The sequence below is a fragment of the Streptomyces sp. HP-A2021 genome, from assembly GCF_022807935.1.
GTDB lineage: Bacteria > Actinomycetota > Actinomycetes > Streptomycetales > Streptomycetaceae > Streptomyces > Streptomyces afghaniensis.
Genome location: NZ_CP094344.1, coordinates 6,672,913 through 6,690,401, shown reverse-complemented (window position 1 = coordinate 6,690,401; position 17,489 = coordinate 6,672,913). Strand labels below are relative to the sequence as shown.

At 72.1% G+C, this 17,489-nt stretch carries 15 protein-coding genes; 8 read left to right on the top strand and 7 right to left on the bottom strand.

The window, feature by feature from the left end; all coding sequences use genetic code 11:
- Window positions 1–99 precede the first annotated feature (99 nt).
- From MQE23_RS30250 to MQE23_RS30240, 3 genes are all read left to right on the top strand, one after another.
- Window positions 100–1,413: a hypothetical protein gene (locus MQE23_RS30250; RefSeq protein ID WP_243380791.1), complete on the top strand. Its 1,314-nt coding sequence runs from the start codon at window positions 100–102 to the stop codon at window positions 1,411–1,413.
- Window positions 1,410–3,347 (top strand): glycogen debranching N-terminal domain-containing protein, encoded by a 1,938-nt coding sequence (locus tag MQE23_RS30245; RefSeq protein WP_243380790.1) that lies wholly within the window; start codon window positions 1,410–1,412, stop codon window positions 3,345–3,347. Before MQE23_RS30250 ends, MQE23_RS30245 begins: the two co-directional genes overlap by 4 nt.
- Before the next feature lie 304 nt (window positions 3,348–3,651).
- Window positions 3,652–5,310: a sulfatase-like hydrolase/transferase gene (locus MQE23_RS30240; protein WP_243382814.1), complete on the top strand. Its 1,659-nt coding sequence runs from the start codon at window positions 3,652–3,654 to the stop codon at window positions 5,308–5,310.
- On the opposite strand, the gene dusB is transcribed toward MQE23_RS30240, so the two are convergent.
- A complete protein-coding gene (gene dusB / locus MQE23_RS30235) occupies window positions 5,311–6,444 on the bottom strand; it encodes a tRNA dihydrouridine synthase DusB (RefSeq protein ID WP_020273139.1) in 1,134 nt (377 codons plus the stop codon).
- 78 nt (window positions 6,445–6,522) lie between these two features.
- Between dusB and MQE23_RS30230 the strand changes: the two genes are divergently transcribed.
- The 3 genes from MQE23_RS30230 to MQE23_RS30220 all read left to right on the top strand — a co-directional run bounded on the left by MQE23_RS30230 (window position 6,523) and on the right by MQE23_RS30220 (window position 9,720).
- Window positions 6,523–8,001: an MFS transporter gene (locus MQE23_RS30230; protein WP_243380789.1), complete on the top strand. Its 1,479-nt coding sequence runs from the start codon at window positions 6,523–6,525 to the stop codon at window positions 7,999–8,001.
- 167 nt (window positions 8,002–8,168) lie between these two features.
- On the top strand, window positions 8,169–9,152 hold the full coding sequence (locus tag MQE23_RS30225; RefSeq protein WP_020273142.1) for a DUF5937 family protein: 984 nt from the start codon (window positions 8,169–8,171) through the stop codon (window positions 9,150–9,152).
- 136 nt (window positions 9,153–9,288) lie between these two features.
- The gene (locus tag MQE23_RS30220) at window positions 9,289–9,720 is read left to right on the top strand and encodes a hypothetical protein (protein ID WP_051185586.1); all 432 of its coding nucleotides are present in this window, start codon (window positions 9,289–9,291) and stop codon (window positions 9,718–9,720) included.
- A gap of 107 nt (window positions 9,721–9,827) precedes the next feature.
- Here MQE23_RS30220 and MQE23_RS30215 read toward each other — a convergent pair whose 3' ends face one another.
- Window positions 9,828–10,739 carry a helix-turn-helix domain-containing protein gene (locus tag MQE23_RS30215; protein ID WP_020273144.1) on the bottom strand — a complete coding sequence of 304 codons (912 nt, stop codon included), beginning with the start codon at window positions 10,737–10,739 and terminating at the stop codon, window positions 9,828–9,830.
- 101 nt (window positions 10,740–10,840) lie between these two features.
- On the opposite strand from MQE23_RS30215, the gene MQE23_RS30210 reads away from it, so the two are divergent.
- Together MQE23_RS30210 and MQE23_RS30205 are read left to right on the top strand one after the other, a co-directional pair.
- Window positions 10,841–12,274, top strand: coding sequence for an MFS transporter (locus MQE23_RS30210; protein WP_243380788.1), 1,434 nt, complete (start codon window positions 10,841–10,843; stop codon window positions 12,272–12,274).
- 116 nt (window positions 12,275–12,390) lie between these two features.
- Complete coding sequence (locus MQE23_RS30205; RefSeq protein ID WP_037669683.1) at window positions 12,391–12,597, top strand: hypothetical protein; 207 nt, start codon at window positions 12,391–12,393, stop codon at window positions 12,595–12,597.
- A 15-nt stretch (window positions 12,598–12,612) separates the two neighbouring features.
- Here MQE23_RS30205 and MQE23_RS30200 read toward each other — a convergent pair whose 3' ends face one another.
- The 5 genes from MQE23_RS30200 to MQE23_RS30180 all read right to left on the bottom strand — a co-directional run bounded on the left by MQE23_RS30200 (window position 12,613) and on the right by MQE23_RS30180 (window position 17,426).
- On the bottom strand, window positions 12,613–13,470 hold the full coding sequence (locus MQE23_RS30200) for a GNAT family N-acetyltransferase (RefSeq protein ID WP_037669703.1): 858 nt from the start codon (window positions 13,468–13,470) through the stop codon (window positions 12,613–12,615).
- A gap of 103 nt (window positions 13,471–13,573) precedes the next feature.
- The gene (locus MQE23_RS30195; RefSeq protein ID WP_020273148.1) at window positions 13,574–14,161 is read right to left on the bottom strand and encodes a TetR family transcriptional regulator; all 588 of its coding nucleotides are present in this window, start codon (window positions 14,159–14,161) and stop codon (window positions 13,574–13,576) included.
- Window positions 14,162–14,187: 26 nt separating this feature from the next.
- A complete protein-coding gene (locus MQE23_RS30190; protein WP_037669705.1) occupies window positions 14,188–15,192 on the bottom strand; it encodes an aldo/keto reductase in 1,005 nt (334 codons plus the stop codon).
- A gap of 92 nt (window positions 15,193–15,284) precedes the next feature.
- Window positions 15,285–15,899 (bottom strand): LysE family translocator, encoded by a 615-nt coding sequence (locus MQE23_RS30185; protein WP_037669686.1) that lies wholly within the window; start codon window positions 15,897–15,899, stop codon window positions 15,285–15,287.
- 144 nt (window positions 15,900–16,043) lie between these two features.
- Window positions 16,044–17,426, bottom strand: coding sequence for a glycine--tRNA ligase (locus MQE23_RS30180; RefSeq protein ID WP_020273151.1), 1,383 nt, complete (start codon window positions 17,424–17,426; stop codon window positions 16,044–16,046).
- Window positions 17,427–17,489 lie beyond the last annotated feature (63 nt).

Sequence of the window (17,489 nt, the reverse complement as noted above, 5' to 3'; positions counted from 1 at the left end):
GTGGACAGCACCGCCCAACGCGCCCCTCGTCCCACGGGACGAACCGTTGCATACGATCCGTCCCGTCCCGCGCCACCCCTGCACGTCAGGGCAGCCGCCGTGCTGGAGGCCGGCTGGACGGGCACGTCCACCGTGCCCTCGCGCGGTCTGTATCCGCACCAGTGGTCGTGGGACTCGGCGTTCATCGCGATCGGCCTGCGGCACGTCTCGCCGTTACGGGCGCAGACGGAGCTGGAGACGCTGCTGGCGGCCCAGTGGGCGGACGGGCGGATCCCGCACATCGTCTTCAACCCCTCCGTCCCCCTCGACGCGTACTTCCCGAGCCCCGACTTCTGGCGCTCCTCGACCGCGGGGCGCTCCGCGGGCGCCCCGCGCACCGTACAGACCTCCGGGATCGTGCAGCCACCGGTCCACGCGCTGGCCGCGTGGCTGGTGCACCTCGCCGACCCCGGTCTGTCCCGGGCACGCGGCTTCCTCACCCGGCTGTATCCGCGGCTCGCGGCCTGGCACCGCTATCTGCTGCACCGGCGCGACCTGGGCGGGGGCGGACTGGTGTCCGTCGGGCACCCCTGGGAACAGGGTATGGACAACAGCCCCTGCTGGGACCGCCCGCTCTCCCGGGTCACTCCGGCCCCGGCCCGCTCCTTCCGCCGCGCCGACCTCGACCACGGCTCCCCCGAGGACCGGCCGACGGATCTGGACTACGGGCGGTACGTGCGGCTGGCGAGCGACTACCGGGACCGCGGGTACGCCGACGGACCGGGCGACTTCGCCGTGGAGGACCCGGCGTTCAACGCCCTGCTCATCGCCTCCGAGTACGCCCTGGCCCGGATCGCCCGCGAACTGGGCGCTGCGGCCTCGGCCCGGCAGGACCGCGCCGAGCGGCTCACCACCGCCCTGGTGGAGCGGCTGTGGGAGCCGTCGGCGGGGATGTTCCTGTGCCGGGACGTGCGCGCCGGGGAGCTGATCCCCGAGCGCGGTGTCTCCGGGCTGGTCCCGCTGCTGCTGCCGAGCCTGCCGCGCGACCTCGCGGCCACCCTGGTGCGCACCCTGTGCGGCCCGCACTTCGGGCTCGGCGGCACGACCCGGCTGGTGCCCAGCTACGACCTGCTGGGCGAGGCCTTCGACCCGCACCGCTACTGGCGCGGCCCGGCCTGGTTCAACACCAGCTGGCTGCTGGAGCGCGGGCTGCGGCTGCACGGCGAGCGCGGCCGGGCCGACGCCCTGCGCCGGGGGATCCTGCACACCGCGGGCGCCTCCGACTTCGCGGAGTACGTGGACCCGTACACCGCGCAGGCCTGCGGCGCCACCGGCTTCGGCTGGACCGCCGCGCTCACGCTCGACCTGCTGCACGACCGGCCCGCAGGCGACAGGAACGGCGTCACGGCGATCAAGGGAGGGCACCGGGGATGACGGACCGGCATCATCTGCTCGTGCACGGCGGGACGTTCGCCGCCGTCGGCGACCGCGGCGACATCAGCGGCTACCGGGGCGGCAGCGCCCCGGACGGAATGTTCGTACGAGACGCGCGGCACCTGAGCCGGTGGCAGCTCACCGTCGACGGGGCCGTGCCCGACACGCTGACGCCGGTGGCCGACGGGGACACCGCGCGCTGTGTCCTGGTGCCGCGCGGCGGCCGCAACGAGCCGCCCGCGTACACGCTCTTCCGCGAACAGGCCGTCGGGGACGCCTCGTTCGTGGAGTCGCTGCGGGTCACCAGCAACCGCCCGGTGCCGACGACGGTCCGCCTCGCGGTCACCGCCGACGCCGACTTCACCGACCAGTTCGAACTGCGCTCCGACCACCGCACCTACACGAAGGCGGGCGCCGTCCGCTCCCGCCAGGTCCTCGGGCACGGCGTGGAGTTCGGCTACCGGCGCGGAGAGTGGCGGTCCGTCACGACCGTGACGGCCGAGCCCCAGCCGGACACCGTGGAGGAGACCGGCACCGGCGCCCGCCGCCTGGTGTGGACCCTGGACCTCGAACCGCACGGCACCGCCGAGCTGGTCCTGCGGGTCATGGCCCGCCCGCACGGCGACAGGCGCGCCCTACGCGTGCCCCGCTCCCCCGCCGCCCTGAAGGAGCAACTCCTCGCCCGGGAGGGCCGGTTCATGGAGGGCGTGGCCCTGCCGGCCGGCTGGCCGGAGCTGTCCGCGGCCTGCACCCGGGGCCTCGCCGACCTGGCCGCGCTCCAGGTCCCGGCGAAGGGCCCGGACGGCGAGGAGCTGCGCGTCCCGGCCGCCGGCGCCCCCTGGTTCCTGACCCTGCTGGGCCGGGACGCCCTGCTGACCTCGCTGTTCGCCCTGCCCTACCGGCCCCGGCTGGCCGCCGCCACGCTGCCCGCGCTGGCCGCGACCCAGGCCACGGACACCGGTGTCAGCGAGGTCGCCCAGCCCGGGAAGATCGTGCACGAGGTGCGGCACGGCGAACTGGCGCACTTCGGCCAGGTCCCCTACGGCCGCTACTACGGCTCGGTGGACGCCACTCCCCTGTTCCTCGTCCTGCTCGGGGCGTACACCGAGCAGACCGGCGACACCGGCCAGGCCCGCCGTCTGGAGCCGCATGCCCGGGCGGCGGTCGGCTGGATGCTCGACCACGGTGGCCTGACCTCGCGCGGCTATCTCGTCTACCGCGCCGACCAGGGCGGCCTCGCCAACCAGAACTGGAAGGACTCCCCCGGCGCCATCTGCTCCGCCGAGGGCACCCGCCCCGACGGCCCGGTGACGGCCGCGGGCGCCCAGGGCTACGCGTACGACGCGCTGCGCCGCACGGCGTGGCTCGCGCGCACGGTGTGGCAGGACGCGACGTACGCGGATCTGCTGGAGCAGGCGGCCGGTGATCTGCGCGACCGTTTCCAGCGGGACTTCTGGATGCCGGAGCGCTCCTTCCCGGCGCTCGCGCTCGACGGCCGGGGCAACCAGGTCGACGCGCTCGCCTCCGACGCCGGGCATCTGCTGTGGTCGGGCCTGCTGGACAAGGAGTACGGCGAACAGGTCGGCCGGCGTCTGCTGGAGCCGGACTTCTTCTCCGGCTGGGGCGTGCGCACCCTGGCCGCCGGCCAGCCCGCCTACCACCCGCTCTCCTACCACCGCGGCTCGGTCTGGCCGCACGACAACGCGCTGATCGCGCTGGGCCTGGCCCGCTACGGGCTGCACGACGAGGCCCGCGCGATCGCCCGCGGTCTGGTCGACGCGGCGAGCGCGACCGGCCACCGGCTGCCGGAGGTCCTCGCGGGCTACGGCCGCGACACCCACCCCGAGCCGGTGCCGTACCCGCACGCGTGCGTCCGTGAATCCCGGTCGGCGTCGGCCCCGTTGGCTCTGCTCACGGCGGTCGGCGGCGCCTGAGGGCGGGTCGGCCGGCCGGTTGGCCGGCCGTTTGCCCGGTGTTTGCCGAGCGCTGGCCCGGTGGGGCTGAACGCACCTGGTGGGCGCCCCGTACGGAACTGCGGCGGACCCGTACCCCCACGCGGGTCCGCCACCTCACCGGGTTTCGTACGGGAAGGACCTCCGGGTGCCTGTCTTCACACGCTTCCGCCAGTCATCGCAGCCGGGCACACCAGGGGACGGGGCCGAGGCGGAGCGTGCCGCGAGGGGGGATGCCGTCACCGAGGAAGTGGAGACTCCCGGGCCCAGATCCCGGTTCACCCACCTGCGCACCTGGCGCACCCGTCACCCCCGGGCCGCCCGTGCCCTCCGTCTGACCACCACCACCGTCGCCACCGTCCTGGTCCTCGGGGCCCTGCTCCTGCCCAACACCCTCCCCGCCGTCGAACCGGACCGCTTCGCGCGGATCCCCGCGGAGGCGGTCGTCGGGGCCGTCGTCATGCTGGCGCTGCCGCGCCGTCCCCGGCTGGCGGCGGCGGTGCTGTACGGGCTCGGTCTCACCGCGCTGACCACGGTGAACCTGCTCGACATGGGGTTCAACGAGTATCTGGGCCGGGGCTTCAACGCCGCGCTGGACTGGGACCTGCTGCCGGACGCGCAGGCGTACGTCGAGGACACGCTGGGCGGGGGCGTCGCGACCGCCGCCGCCGTCGGCGCGGTCGTGCTCGTCCTGCTCGTCGCGGCCGTCATGGTCGCGGCGACGATCCGGCTCAGCGACGTACTGGCCCGCCACCGGCCCCGGGCGACCAAGGGCGCCCTGCTCGCCGGCACGGTCTGGGTCACCTGCTCGGCGCTGGGCCTGACGCTGTTCGGCGGTCCGATCGCCTCCGAGCGGGGGGCCGGGGCCCTGCGGGTGCACGCGCAGCGGACGGTGGAGTCGCTGCGGGACGAGGCGGCGTTCGTGCGGCAGTCGAAGGCGGACACCTTCGGCAACACCCCGCCCGGTCAGCTCCTGCCCGACCTGCGCGGCAAGGACGTGATCTTCACGTTCATCGAGAGCTACGGCCGCAGCGCCGTCGAGGACCCGATCATGGCACCCGGCGTCGACCGCACCCTCGCGACGAGCACCGAGGCCCTGGCGAAGGCCGGCTTCCACGCCCGCAGCGGCTGGCTGACCTCGGCGACCTACGGCGGCAGCAGCTGGCTCGGCCACTCCACGACCATGTCCGGCCTGTGGATCGACAACCAGCGCCGCTACCGGACGGTCACCGCGGGCGACCACCTCACCCTCACCAAGGCGTTCCAGAAGACCGGCGCCTGGGACACGGTCGGTGTGATGCCGGGCGTGCAGAAGGGCTGGCCGGAGGAGAAGTGGTACGGCCTCGACAAGCTCTACGACGCCTTCGACCTGGGCTACAAGGGCCCGAAGTTCAGCTGGTCGACGATGCCCGACCAGTACGCGCTGGAGGCGTTCCAGCGCCGGGTGCACGGAAAGAAGCGCGACAAGCCGCTGATGTCGTTCGTCATCCTGACCTCCAGCCACCAGCCCTGGGCGCCCCTCCCGAAGACGGTCGGCTGGGACGAACTCGGCGACGGCTCGGTCTTCGACGCCATCCAGAAGTCCGGCAACAAGGCGTCGGACGTCCTCACCGACACCACCAGGTCCCGCCAGGAGTACGGCAAGTCCATCCAGTACTCGGTCACCAGCCTCACCCAGTGGCTGGAGCGCTACGGCACCGACGACACCGTCCTGGTCTTCCTCGGCGACCACCAGCCCATCGCCCGCGTCAGCGGCAACCGCGCGAGCCGGGACGTGCCGGTGTCGATCGTCGCGAAGGACCGGAAGGTCCTCGGCAAGGTCGCCGGCTGGAACTGGACGGAAGGCCTCAAGCCGGACCGGGACGCCCCCGTCTGGAAGATGAGCGCGTTCCGCGACCGTTTCCTCACGGCGTTCGGTTCCACACCGCACGCCTCGGGCGGCTGATCAGCCGCCGGAGGTGTCCAGCTCCGCGTCCTCGCTGATGCCCGCGCAGTCGTACGGGTCCTTGAGCCAGCCGTCCGGCAGCACCACCCGGTTGTTGCCGGACGTACGGCCGCGGGGCCCGTCGGCGCCGGCGGGCCAGGGCTGGTCGAGGTCCAGCTCGTCGAGACCGGCCCGCAGTTCTTCGAGCGACGAGGTGATCGCGAGCCGCTTGCGCATCTCGGAGCCGACCGCGAAACCCTTCAGGTACCAGGCGACGTGCTTGCGGAAGTCGATCACGCCCCGGGACTCGTCGCCGATCCACTCGCCGAGCAGCGTGGCGTGCCGGACCATGACGTCGGCGACTTCCCGGAGGGTGGGCCGTGCAATGTCCTGAGAGCGCCCCTCGAAAGCCGCGACGAGGTCCGCGAACAGCCAGGGCCGCCCGAGGCACCCGCGCCCCACGACCACTCCGTCGCAGCCGGTCTCCCGCACCATCCGCAGGGCGTCCTCGGCCGACCAGATGTCGCCGTTGCCGAGCACGGGGATCTCCGGCACGTGCTCCTTCAGCCGGGCGATGGCGTCCCAGTCGGCGGTGCCGCCGTAGTGCTGGGCGGCGGTGCGGCCGTGCAGGGCGATGGCGGTGACGCCCTCCTCGACGGCGATCCGGCCGGCGTCGAGGAAGGTGATGTGGTCGTCGTCGATGCCCTTGCGCATCTTCATCGTCACGGGCAGGTCGCCGGCGCCGCTGACCGCCTCGCGCAGGATGGCCCGCAGCAGGTTCCGCTTGTACGGGAGCGCGGATCCGCCGCCCTTGCGGGTCACCTTCGGCACCGGGCAGCCGAAGTTCAGGTCGATGTGGTCGGCGAGGTCCTCCTCCGCGATCATGCGGACGGCCTTGCCGACGGTCGCCGGGTCCACGCCGTACAGCTGGATGGACCGGGGGCGCTCACTCGCGTCGAAGTGAATGAGCTGCATCGTCTTCTCGTTGCGCTCGACCAGCGCCCTGGTGGTGATCATCTCGCTGACGAACAGGCCCTTGCCGCCGCTGAACTCCCGGCACAGCGTGCGGAAGGGCGCGTTGGTGATCCCGGCCATGGGGGCCAGGACGACGGGGGGCTGGACGGTGTGCGGACCGATCTGGAGGGGCGTGGACATGCCTCCATTGTGCCGTGCCATGAGATGGCAAACTTCATTAGTTAGCCACACTATCGAAATCGGCGTACGATGGCGGCCATGCCTGCGCTCAGCCCCCGCCGCCGCATGCTGGTGCTCGCGATCTGCTGTATGAGCCTGCTGATCGTGAGCCTGGACAACACGGTCCTGAACGTGGCCCTGCCCTCGATGCAACAGGACCTGCACGCGAGCACCTCCGGCCTCCAGTGGACGATCGACGCCTACACCCTGGTCCTGGCCTCGCTGCTGATGCTCGCGGGCTCCACGGCCGACCGGATCGGCCGCAAGCGCGTCTTCATGGCGGGCCTGGTGGTCTTCACCCTCGGCTCGGTGCTGTGCTCCCTCGCGCCCAGCCTCGAGGCGCTGGTCGCCTTCCGGATGGTGCAGGCCGTGGGCGGCTCGATGCTGAACCCGGTCGCCATGTCGATCATCACCAACACCTTCACCGACCCGCGCGAGCGGGCCCGGGCGATCGGCGCGTGGGGCGCGGTCGTCGGCATATCGATGGCCGCCGGCCCGCTGGTCGGAGGCCTCCTGGTCGAGTCGGTCGGCTGGCGCTCGATCTTCTGGATCAACCTGCCGGTGGGCCTGGCGGCCCTGCTCCTCACCCTGCGCTTCGTCCCCGAGTCCCGGGCCCCCGAGGCCCGCCGCCCGGACCCGGTCGGGCAGCTCCTGGTGATCGTGCTGTTCGGCACGCTCACGTACGCGATCATCGAGGCGCCGAGCACGCCGTTCGCCTCGATCGTCCCGCCGGCCGTCGTCGCCCTGGCCGCGCTGATCGGCCTGCTGTGGTACGAGCCACGCCGCGCGCAGCCGCTGATCGACCTGCGCTTCTTCCGCTCGGCGCCGTTCAGCGGGGCGACCGTGATCGCGATCAGCGCGTTCGCCGCCCTCGGCGGCTTCCTGTTCCTGTCCACGCTGTACCTGCAGAACGTCCGCGGTCTCGGCGCCCTGGAGGCGGGTCTGTGGATGCTGCCGATGGCGGTCCCGACGTTCCTGTGCGCCCCGCTCTCCGGCCGCCTGGTCGGCAGCCGGGGCCCGCGCGTGCCGCTGCTGATCGCGGGCTGCGCGATGACGGTCAGCGGCATCCTCTTCGCCGCGTTCGAGGCGGAGACCTCCGAGACCACCCTCTTCGCGGGGTACGTGCTGTTCGGCATCGGCTTCGGTTTCGTCAACGCGCCGATCACCAACACGGCGGTCTCCGGCATGCCGCGCGCCCAGGCGGGTGTCGCCGCGGCCGTCGCCTCCACGAGCCGCCAGCTCGGCCAGACGCTCGGCGTCGCGGTGGTGGGCGCGGTGCTCGCCTCCGGCGTGGGCGCGTCCACGTACCGCGAGTTGTTCGTGCCGGCCGCGCGGCCGGGCTGGTGGATCATCGCGGCGTGCGGGTTCGCGGTGCTGGTGCTGGGGGCGGTGAGCAGTGGGCACTGGGCCCGGGGGACCGCCGAGCGGACGGCCGAGAGGCTGGAGGCGGCGGAGGTGCGGGAGGCGGCGGGATGTGACGGCGGCCGCGGCACGCGCTCGGCGTCGACCGGGATATGAAGGAGACCGCGATCACCACGTCCGGCGCAACCCGCCCCGCCGCACGCCGAGCACGGCGAGAAGGCCCGGACGAAGCCGGTCGAGGGCCTGGCCGAGATTGACCTTGTCCGGGACATCGCGCGTGGCGAGGCTCTTCGTTGAGTGTCAATGGCCAACGGGGGGAAGCCATGCTGCGCATCCATTTCACCGGCAGTGATCTGGAAAGCGTGCGCATCGCCCGCCGCCCGGACCCGCTGTGGGAGATCGTGTGCAGTGTGTGCCGCTTACAAGCACGGGAGGGCGCCGTCGCCTTCGACCCGTGGCGGCAGACGGTCGCCGGGTTGGTCCGCCGGGACGAGACGGCCCGAGGGGCAGCGTCGGCGCTGTTCAGTCTGGTGCCGCGTGCCGCCTACTTCCCGGACTTCCTCACCCCGCCCGTCGAGGACGGTCCAGATGATCTCCAGACGGGCATCGACAGGGTGCTCGCGACGCCGCGACGCCGCCTGCGCCAGGAGCTGACCCTGTTGACGGCGAGCGGCGGACGGCCGTGGGCGGGCGCTGCACTGGCACGTGGTGACGTCACCGCGCTCACCGCGCTGGGCGGGAAACTCCGCACCTACCACCAGGAGTTCATCGCGCCGCTCTGGAACCGCATCAGCGCGGCCACGGCGGCGGACCTGGCCCTGCGCACCCGCGCCCTCGTGGACGGCGGTACGAGGGCGCTGCTGAACAGTCTGCGACCGATGGCGGTGTGGGAGCCGCCCGTGCTGACCGTCGACTACCCGGTCGAGCGCGAGCTGCACCTGCAGGGCCGCGGCCTGCTGCTGGTCCCTTCGTACTTCTGCTGGCGGCGCCCCATCACCCTGGCCGACGGCCAACTGCGACCTGTGCTCATCTACCCGGTCGACAAGACCCACTCGACGCCTGCCACTTCCACGGCGTCGCTGGCCCGTCTGCTGGGGCCCACCCGCGCGGCACTCCTGTACGAGGCTGCCACACTCACCTGCCCCACCACCTCCGAGCTCGCCGACACGACGGGGGTCTCCCTGCCGAGCGTCAGCCAGCAACTGGCCGTGCTGCGAAACAGTGGACTCATCACGTCCCGGCGGGACGGCAAACGCGCCCTGCACACCGCAACCCCCTTGGGACGACGGCTCCTTGGCGACTCTTGACGCCCCGGTTCCGGGTGCGAGCAAGCCGCGGATGTGACCGACGTTTTGGCTGCAGCCAAAACCACGCGCGTCCGGCGCCCAGGCCACCGCATGCTGCTGCAGGAAGCCAACCGCACACATACCAGGGGGAATCCGCATGCGCACACGTTCCGTCCTCGCCACGGCCACCGCAGCAACCGCCCTTCTCACCGCCGGCATGGTTCCCGCAGCCAGCGCCGCACCGGCCCCCGCAGGCCAGAGCACGGCGGCAAGTGCGCCCACGGTGTCACCGGCCGCGAGCTACTTCCACACCTCGGGCCCCGGCTACACCTGCCCCACCGGCAATCTGTGTGCCCGCGTATGGGACCCGACGGTGAACAAGTTCAAGGTGTTCAAGCTCTACGACTGCCACACCTACTCGCTGTCGAACTGGGGAGGTACCGGAGGCTACGTGAACAGGCAGACCGGCAGCCGCGCGACGGCGACGTTCTACGGGCAGTCCGGCAACGTCCTGAAGAACGTGCCGGTCGGGGATTCCAGCACGAGCTACAACTGGACCCCGGTGTGGAAGATCCGCAACTGCTACTGACCGGCTGCCTGCGGTAGCCGCTGACGTACGCGAGCAACCGGCCCGCTCGCCGGGGAGTGGAGCGGGCCGGGGTCACGCGGATCCGAACAGCGACGGCCGGAAATCCGTTACCGCAGGTGCGCGGCGGTAACGTCACGTCGGCCTTTCGCTATTGCGTGCAGCTTCTCGAGGCGCTCTCGCGAGTCCTGGTCCGCCGGGACGTACGTGACCATCCGCGGGCCCGTCCCCGGCGTCAGCCAGAAGTCCGTGTGGTGGACGGTGATGCGGCCGACGTGGCGGTTGAGGAACTCCTTGCGCTTGGTGCGGTGGGCGACGACCTCGTGGCGGTCCCAGGCCGTGCGGAAGGCGGGGGACTCCGTGCGCAGTCGCTTCAGGAGCATCGTCCAGGCGGGCTCGGCGAGATGGCCGGCCATCGCGGCCCGGAAGCGCGCGGCCATCAGCCGCTGCGTCTCCTCCAGGTGCACGATCGACGACTGCCACTCGGCGTGCGTGTAGGACAGGACCATGCAGTTGCGGTCCTCGGGCGGCACCGCGTCCAGGTCGCACAGCAGCAGCCCGTAGGTGCGGTTGTGGGCGAGGATGTCGTACCGGCTGTTCTGCAGGCACGCCGGGAACGGCTCGATCTGCTCCAGCACCGCCCGCATCGCCGGCGTGACCGACGGGCACGTGGTCGCCGGTGTCGGGTCGGCGGCCCCGGCCAGCCGGAAGAGGTGGGCGCGCTCGCTGGGGTCGAGCAGCAGCGCGCGGGCCAGCGCGTCGAGGACCTGGACGGAGACCTGGATGTCCCGGGCCTGCTCCAGCCACGTGTACCAGGTGACGCCCACGGCGGAGAGCTGGGCGACCTCCTCGCGGCGCAGCCCCGGCGTGCGGCGACGGCGGCCGCGGGGCAGGCCGACCTGCTCGGGGGCGATCCGCTCCCGGCGGCTGCGCAGGAACGCCGCCAGCTCGTGCCGCCGGACGTCCGCGTCACCGGACGCCTCGGGCGGGTGGGCCGGTGTCCGCTGCGCCATGGTCGTCATACCCTTCAGCCTGCCGCCGCCCGGACCCTGTTTCCAGGTGCTGCTGCTACCAGGATAAGAACACTCTGGTACCAGCCTGAGCGTCGCCGCAGGCTGATGACGTGACCACGGAATCCCTCACTTCACGTCCCGTCCGCCCCCCCGCCGCCCCGGCTCCCGTGCTCGGCGGGCTCGGACTGTTCACGGTGCTGCTGGCCGCGGCACTCCCGCTCATCGACTTCTTCATCGTGAACGTCGCCCTGCCCACCATCGGCGCCGACCTCGCCGCGAGCGAGTCGGTCCTCGAACTCGTCGTCGCCGGGTACGGGGTGTCGTACGCGGTCCTGCTGGTCCTCGGCGGCCGGCTCGGTGACCTGTTCGGCCGGCGGCGACTGTTCCTCGTCGGCATGGCGGCCTTCGGGCTGACCTCGCTGGCGTGCGGGCTGGCGCCCGGCGCCTGGTCGCTGGTCGCGGCCCGGGTCGCCCAGGGCGCGTCGGCCGCCGCGATGCTGCCGCAGGTGCTGGCCACCATCCAGGCGACCACGACCGGCCCCCGGCGGGCGAAGGCCATGGGCCTGTACGGCGCGACCGCCGGGCTGTCCATGGTGGCCGGGCAGATCCTCGGCGGGGTCCTGGTGGCCGCCGACATCGCGGGGACCGGCTGGCGGTCGGTGTTCCTCGTCAACGTGCCGGTCGTCCTCGCCGGGCTGTTCCTGGCCGCCCGCGCGGTCCCCGAGACCCGCTCCACGCGCCCCGAGCCGGTCGACGTCCCGGGCACGGTCCTCCTGGCGGCCTCGCTCCTCACGCTGCTCGTCCCGCTCACCGAGGGCCGGGCGGCGGGCTGGCCGCTGTGGACCTGGCTGTCGCTGGTGGCGTTCCCGTTCGCGGCGGCGGCGTTCTACGTCGTGGAGCGGCGGGCCGACCGGGAGGGCCGTACACCGCTGGTTCCGCCGAGCCTGTTCGCGCTCACCTCCCTGCGCCGCGGGCTGCTGCTGGTGCTGCCCTTCTCCATCGGCTTCAGCGGCTTCATGTTCGTGATCGCGGTGGCGTTGCAGCAGGGCGCCGGGCTCGACCCGGTCGCCGCGGGGCTGGCGCTCGCGCCGCTGGCGGTGGTGTTCTTCGTCTTCTCGCTGCTGGGCCCGCGGCTGGTCGCCCGGTACGGCACGCGGGTGGTGACGGCGGGCGCCGCGCTCCAGGGCCTGGGTCTGGCGCTGATGGCACTGGCCGCCTGGCGCTTCTGGCCGCACCTCGGCTTCGTCGAGCTGTTCCCCGGAGCGGCGGTCGCCGGTGCGGGACAGGCTCTGCAACTCCCCGTCATCTACCGGGTCATCCTCTCCGAGGTGCCGCCCGCCCGCGCCGGTGTCGGCAGCGGCGTGATGATCACCACTCAGCAGTCGGCGCTGGCACTCGGGGTGGCGACCCTGGGCACGCTGTTCCTGTCCCTGGTCCCGGGGATGGGCATGCGGGACGCCCTGGTCACGACGCTGCTGGTGCAGCTCGCCGGTGTGGTGCTGACCGGCCTGCTGAGTCTCCGGCTGCCGCGCACGGTCGCTTGAGGTATCTCACGGCCTGATAACTCGCGTCCGGGAAAACCCTGTTGATGTTGGTCTTGCAGCACACTCCTTGCTGCGAGCAGACCGGATCCGCCGGATTCCTGGACGCGGGAGACGTCATGGCGCAGAGCGACACCAGCAAGGTCAGCCGCTGGGACCAGCACGGCCGGGAGCACGTGGTGCGGGTGCGGCGCACGGGCGTGCAGCGCACGATCAGATGCGACACCTGCGGCTGGCGCAGAGGCGCCCAGTTCCTGCCCTGGCTGAAGGCCGAGGAGCACCTGGCGGAGGCCCACCAGGCGACGGTGGACCCGACGGCGGCGTGAACGGCCGGGCGGGCCCTAGTAGAGGATCGAGGGCAGGTACGCACCGTCGGGCTGGTTGTACAGACCGATGGTCATCAGGCTCATCAGCTGCACGACCTTGAGGCCGTTGGCCAGGCACCACCTCAGCAGCACACTGTCGCTCACGGGCACCAGGATGCCCGGGCCGGCGAACTGCGGGGCCGCCGCGATCAGGGCCTGTACGTCAGGGGTGGTCTCGCCGACGGCGTGCGCGAAGAAGGCCAGGTCGGTGGCGTACCCGGTGACGCGTCCCGCGCGCTCCACGACCCGGGCGGTGCCCTGTTTGAGCCCGTCGGCGACCTCGCCGCCCCGGTCGACGCCGTGGACCTGCCGGCACACGTCGTTGCAGGCGCCGAGGTCCGCGTCCGTGGCCTCCCGCACCGCGTAGCCGGGCATCGCACGCCCGATCGGCGGGCCCTGCACACAGGCCACCGTGGCCCGGTGGACGAAGCCCAGGCTCACGTACAGCGAGAACGACCTGTTGTGGTAGCCGGTCTGCAACAGCCGGATGCCCGGCGCCCCGCGTTCGTCGGCGCGCTCCATCACGTCCCGCATCAGGCGGCGGCCCACGCCCGCGTTCTGCACGGCGGGGTCGACGGTGATGGGCCCGACCCCGACGACGGCCGAGCGTTCGTCGAGGAAGTTGCTGCCGACGATCCGCCCGTCGAGCTCGGCGACGACACTGTAGAAACCCGGGTGCGTCAGGGCTCCCTCGATCACCGCCACACCCACGTCGGGGCTCGGGAAGTCGGGTGGGAACGCGTGCTCCTCGGCGATGCCCGCGAAGGCCTCGTAGCAGATCCTTCCGCACTCTGCGGCATCGTCCGCAGTGCCCGGACGCAGTACGAGATCCATGATCGCCATCTCCTTCTCAGCGCCCCCTCGCGGCGACCCGCCCCTCCCTTCCCATCCTGTGCCTCTCCCGGCCGGGGCGCACCCGGTGGGTACGGCGATCCCCTCAGGGCCGCAGTCCTCGCATCAGCAGGTCGACGACCGCCCTGAAGTCGGCCTCGGCCCCCGGCTCTTCCCACTCCCGGGCATGACTGGGGTCGTGGAAGCGACCCGTCGCCTGGAAGACCGCGCGGGCCGTGGCCTGCGGGTCCCCGGCGGCGAAGTCGCCGGTCTCGACACCGGCCCGGATGATGCGGGTGAGCTGGGATGTCAGGTCGGCGATGTGCTCACCGACCGCCGCGCCGTTCTCGCTCGTGAGGACCGTGTACGTGGCGAACAGCTCCGGATCCCCGCCCGCCTTGCGGCGCTTCGCGGCGAACAACGCGGCGAGCCAGTCCCGCAGCCGGGCCTCCGGGGCACCGTCCCCCGCGGCAATGCCCGACAGCTCCCCGGACGTGCGATCCAGCCAGCGCTTGGTGACGGCCTCGCGCAGCGCCGCCTTGGTGCGGAAGTGACGGTAGACGCTGCCGTGGCTGACGCCGAGCGCGCGGGCCACGTCCACCACGGTGGCCTTGGCCGGGCCGTGGCGGCGCAGCACCTCCTCGGTCGCCTCGAGGATGCGCTCGGCGGTCAGAGTCTCGCTGGTCGGTGCCATGCCCCTGACCGTACCTGGAGCCCGGTTCAGCTCTCGAGGTGTGCCATCTGGGCCGCCGGGTAGCGGTCGCCGGCGGCGGCGCCGGGCGGTACGGCCTCCTCGATCGCGGTCAGGTCGGCCGCGTCCAGCGTGACGTCCAGCGCGCCCAGCGCCTCCGTGAGCCGGTCGCGGCGGCGGGCGCCGACCAGCGGCACGATGTCCTCACCGCGGGCGAGCACCCAGGCGATGGCGATCTGCGCGACGCTGACGCCCTTCTGCTCGGCGATCTTCCGCAGCGCCTCGACGAGGTCGAGGTTGTGCCGGAGGTTGTCCCCCTGGAAGCGCGGCGACATCGCCCGGAAGTCGCCGGCGCCGAGCTGCCGGTCGGCGGTGAAGTGCCCGGAGATCAGGCCCCGGGAGAGCACGCCGTACGCCGTGATGCCGATGCCCAGCTCGCGCGTGGTGGGGAGGATCTCGTCCTCGATGCCGCGCGAGATGAGGGAGTACTCGATCTGCAGGTCGGAGATCGGCGCGGTGGCGGCGGCCCGCCGGATCGTGTCGGCGCCGACCTCGCTGAGGCCGATGTGCCGCACGTATCCCTTCTCGACCAGTTCCGCGATCGCGCCGACCGTCTCCTCGACCGGCACGTCAGGGTCGAGGCGGGCGATGCGGTAGACGTCGATGTGGTCGACGCCGAGCCGCTGGAGGGAGTACGCGGCGAAGTTCTTCACGGCGGCGGGCCGGCCGTCGTAGCCGGACCAGCCGCCGTCCGGGTCGCGCAGGGCGCCGAACTTCACGCTGACCAGGGCCTGTTCACGCCGGGCGGCGGGGGCCGCGCGCAGGGCCTCGCCGATCAGCATCTCGTTGTGGCCCATGCCGTAGAAGTCGCCGGTGTCCAGCAGGGTGACGCCCGCTTCGAGCGCCGCGTGGATGGTCGCGACGGACTCGGCCCGGTCGGCCTCGCCGTACAGCGCGGACATGCCCATGCAGCCGAGACCGAGGGCGGAGACCTGGGGGCCGGTGGTGCCGAGGGTTCGGGTTCGCATCGTCATGCCGTCCACTGTGCCATGACAGCTGACAGATTTCAATATCTGTCATTCGATACTTGTCAGCCCACCCCGGAACCGCCGCCCCGGACCTTCGGCTACCGCGCCGTGAACGCCAGCTTCGCCCCCAGCGCCACGAACGACCCCGCGAACCCCCGCCGCAGCCACGCCATCACCCGGGGCCGCCCGATCACATGACTGCGCACCGACGCGGCCAGCACCCCGTACGCGGCGAACACGGCGAAGGTCGCCAGCATGAACACCCCGCCGAGCCCCACCATCCGCACCACCGCGTGCGGCTCCCCGGGGCTCACGAACTGCGGCAGGAACGCGAAGAAGAAGATCGTCAGTTTCGGGTTGAGGATGTTGATCAGCACGCCCCGCACGATCACCCGCCGCGCGGACACCGGCGCCGCCCGCTCCTCCTCCACCACGAGCGCCTCCTTGTCCCGCACCGTCGCCCACGCCATGTACAGGAGGTAGGCGACCCCGGCGTACTTCAGCACCTGGAACGCGGTCGCACTGGCGTGCAGCAGGGCGGCGACCCCGGTGACCGTGGCCAGCAGATGCGGCACGATCCCGAGCGTGCACCCGACGGCCGCGACGACACTCGCGCGCCGGCCCCGGGAGAGCGCGGCGGCGAGGGTGTAGACGACTCCGGTGCCCGGCGTGGCGACGACGACGAGCGTGGTCAGCAGAAAGGCGATGCTCATGCCCTCACCCTGGCGGCGCGCCGCTCCCGGAAACAGGGCCAATCGGCGGTGGCGCTGAAGGACCACTCGGCCGTCCACGCGTGAAACGCGCCGGTGCCGGGCCCCTCCGCGGAGGAACCCGGCACCGGCGTGCGCAAGGAGAGATCAGCAGCCGACCAGGCGGGCCGCCAGGTAGCCCTCGATCTGGTCGAGGGAGACGCGCTCCTGCTTCATCGAGTCACGCTCGCGGACGGTGACCGCGTTGTCCTCCAGGGTGTCGAAGTCGACGGTCACGCAGAACGGCGTGCCGATCTCGTCCTGGCGGCGGTAGCGGCGGCCGATGGCGCCGGCGTCGTCGAACTCGATGTTCCAGTTCTGGCGCAGCGCCTGGGCGAGGCCCTTGGCCTTCGGGGACAGCTCCGGGTTCCGGGACAGCGGCAGCACCGCCACCTTCACCGGGGACAGGCGCGGGTCGAGGCGCAGCACCGTGCGCTTCTCCATCTTGCCCTTGGCGTTGGGCGCCTCGTCCTCGATGTAGGCGTCCAGGAGGAACGCCAGCATCGCGCGGCCGACACCGGCCGCGGGCTCGATGACGTACGGGGTCCAGCGCTCGCCGGCCTCCTGGTCGAAGTAGGTGAGGTCCTGGCCGGAGGCCTTGGAGTGGGCGCCGAGGTCGTAGTCGGTGCGGTTGGCGACGCCCTCGAGCTCGCCCCACTCACTGCCGCCGAACTGGAAGCGGTACTCGATGTCGGCGGTGCGCTTGGAGTAGTGGGAGAGCTTCTCCTTCGGGTGCTCGTACCACCGCATGTTCTCCTCGCGCAGGCCGAGACCGGTGTACCAGTTCCAGCGCTGCTCCATCCAGTACTCCTGCCACTTCTCGTCCTCGCCCGGCTTGACGAAGAACTCCATCTCCATCTGCTCGAACTCGCGGGTGCGGAAGATGAAGTTGCCGGGCGTGATCTCGTTGCGGAAGGACTTGCCCATCTGGGCGATGCCGAACGGCGGCTTGCGGCGCGAGGTGGTCTGCACCTGGGAGAAGTTGGTGAAGATGCCCTGGGCGGTCTCGGGGCGCAGGTAGGCGATGGAGCCGGAGTCCTGCGTCGGGCCGAGGTGGGTGGACAGCAGGCCCGAGAACTGCTTCGGCTCGGTGAACTGGCCCTTGTTGCCGCAGTTGGGGCAGTTGACGTCGAGGAGGCCGTTCTCCGGGGCGCGGCCCTTCTTCTCCTCGTAGGCCTCCTCCAGGTGGTCCGCGCGGAACCGCTTGTGGCAGGAGGTGCACTCGGTCAGCGGGTCCGTGAAGGTGGCGACGTGGCCGGAGGCGACCCAGACCTCGGGGGCCAGGATCACGGACGAGTCGATACCGACGACGTCCTCGCGCGACGTCACCATGTAGCGCCACCACTGGCGCTTGAGGTTCTCCTTGAGCTCGACACCCAGGGGGCCGTAGTCCCAAGCGGCGCGCTGGCCGCCGTAGATCTCACTACAGGGGAATACGAAGCCACGGCGCTTGCTCAGGCTGACGATGGTGTCGATCTTGTCGGCGGCCACGGTGCTCTCTTCATTACGACGACGGGCGACGAAGCGAGTTGCTTCCAGCGAATGCTTCAGGTT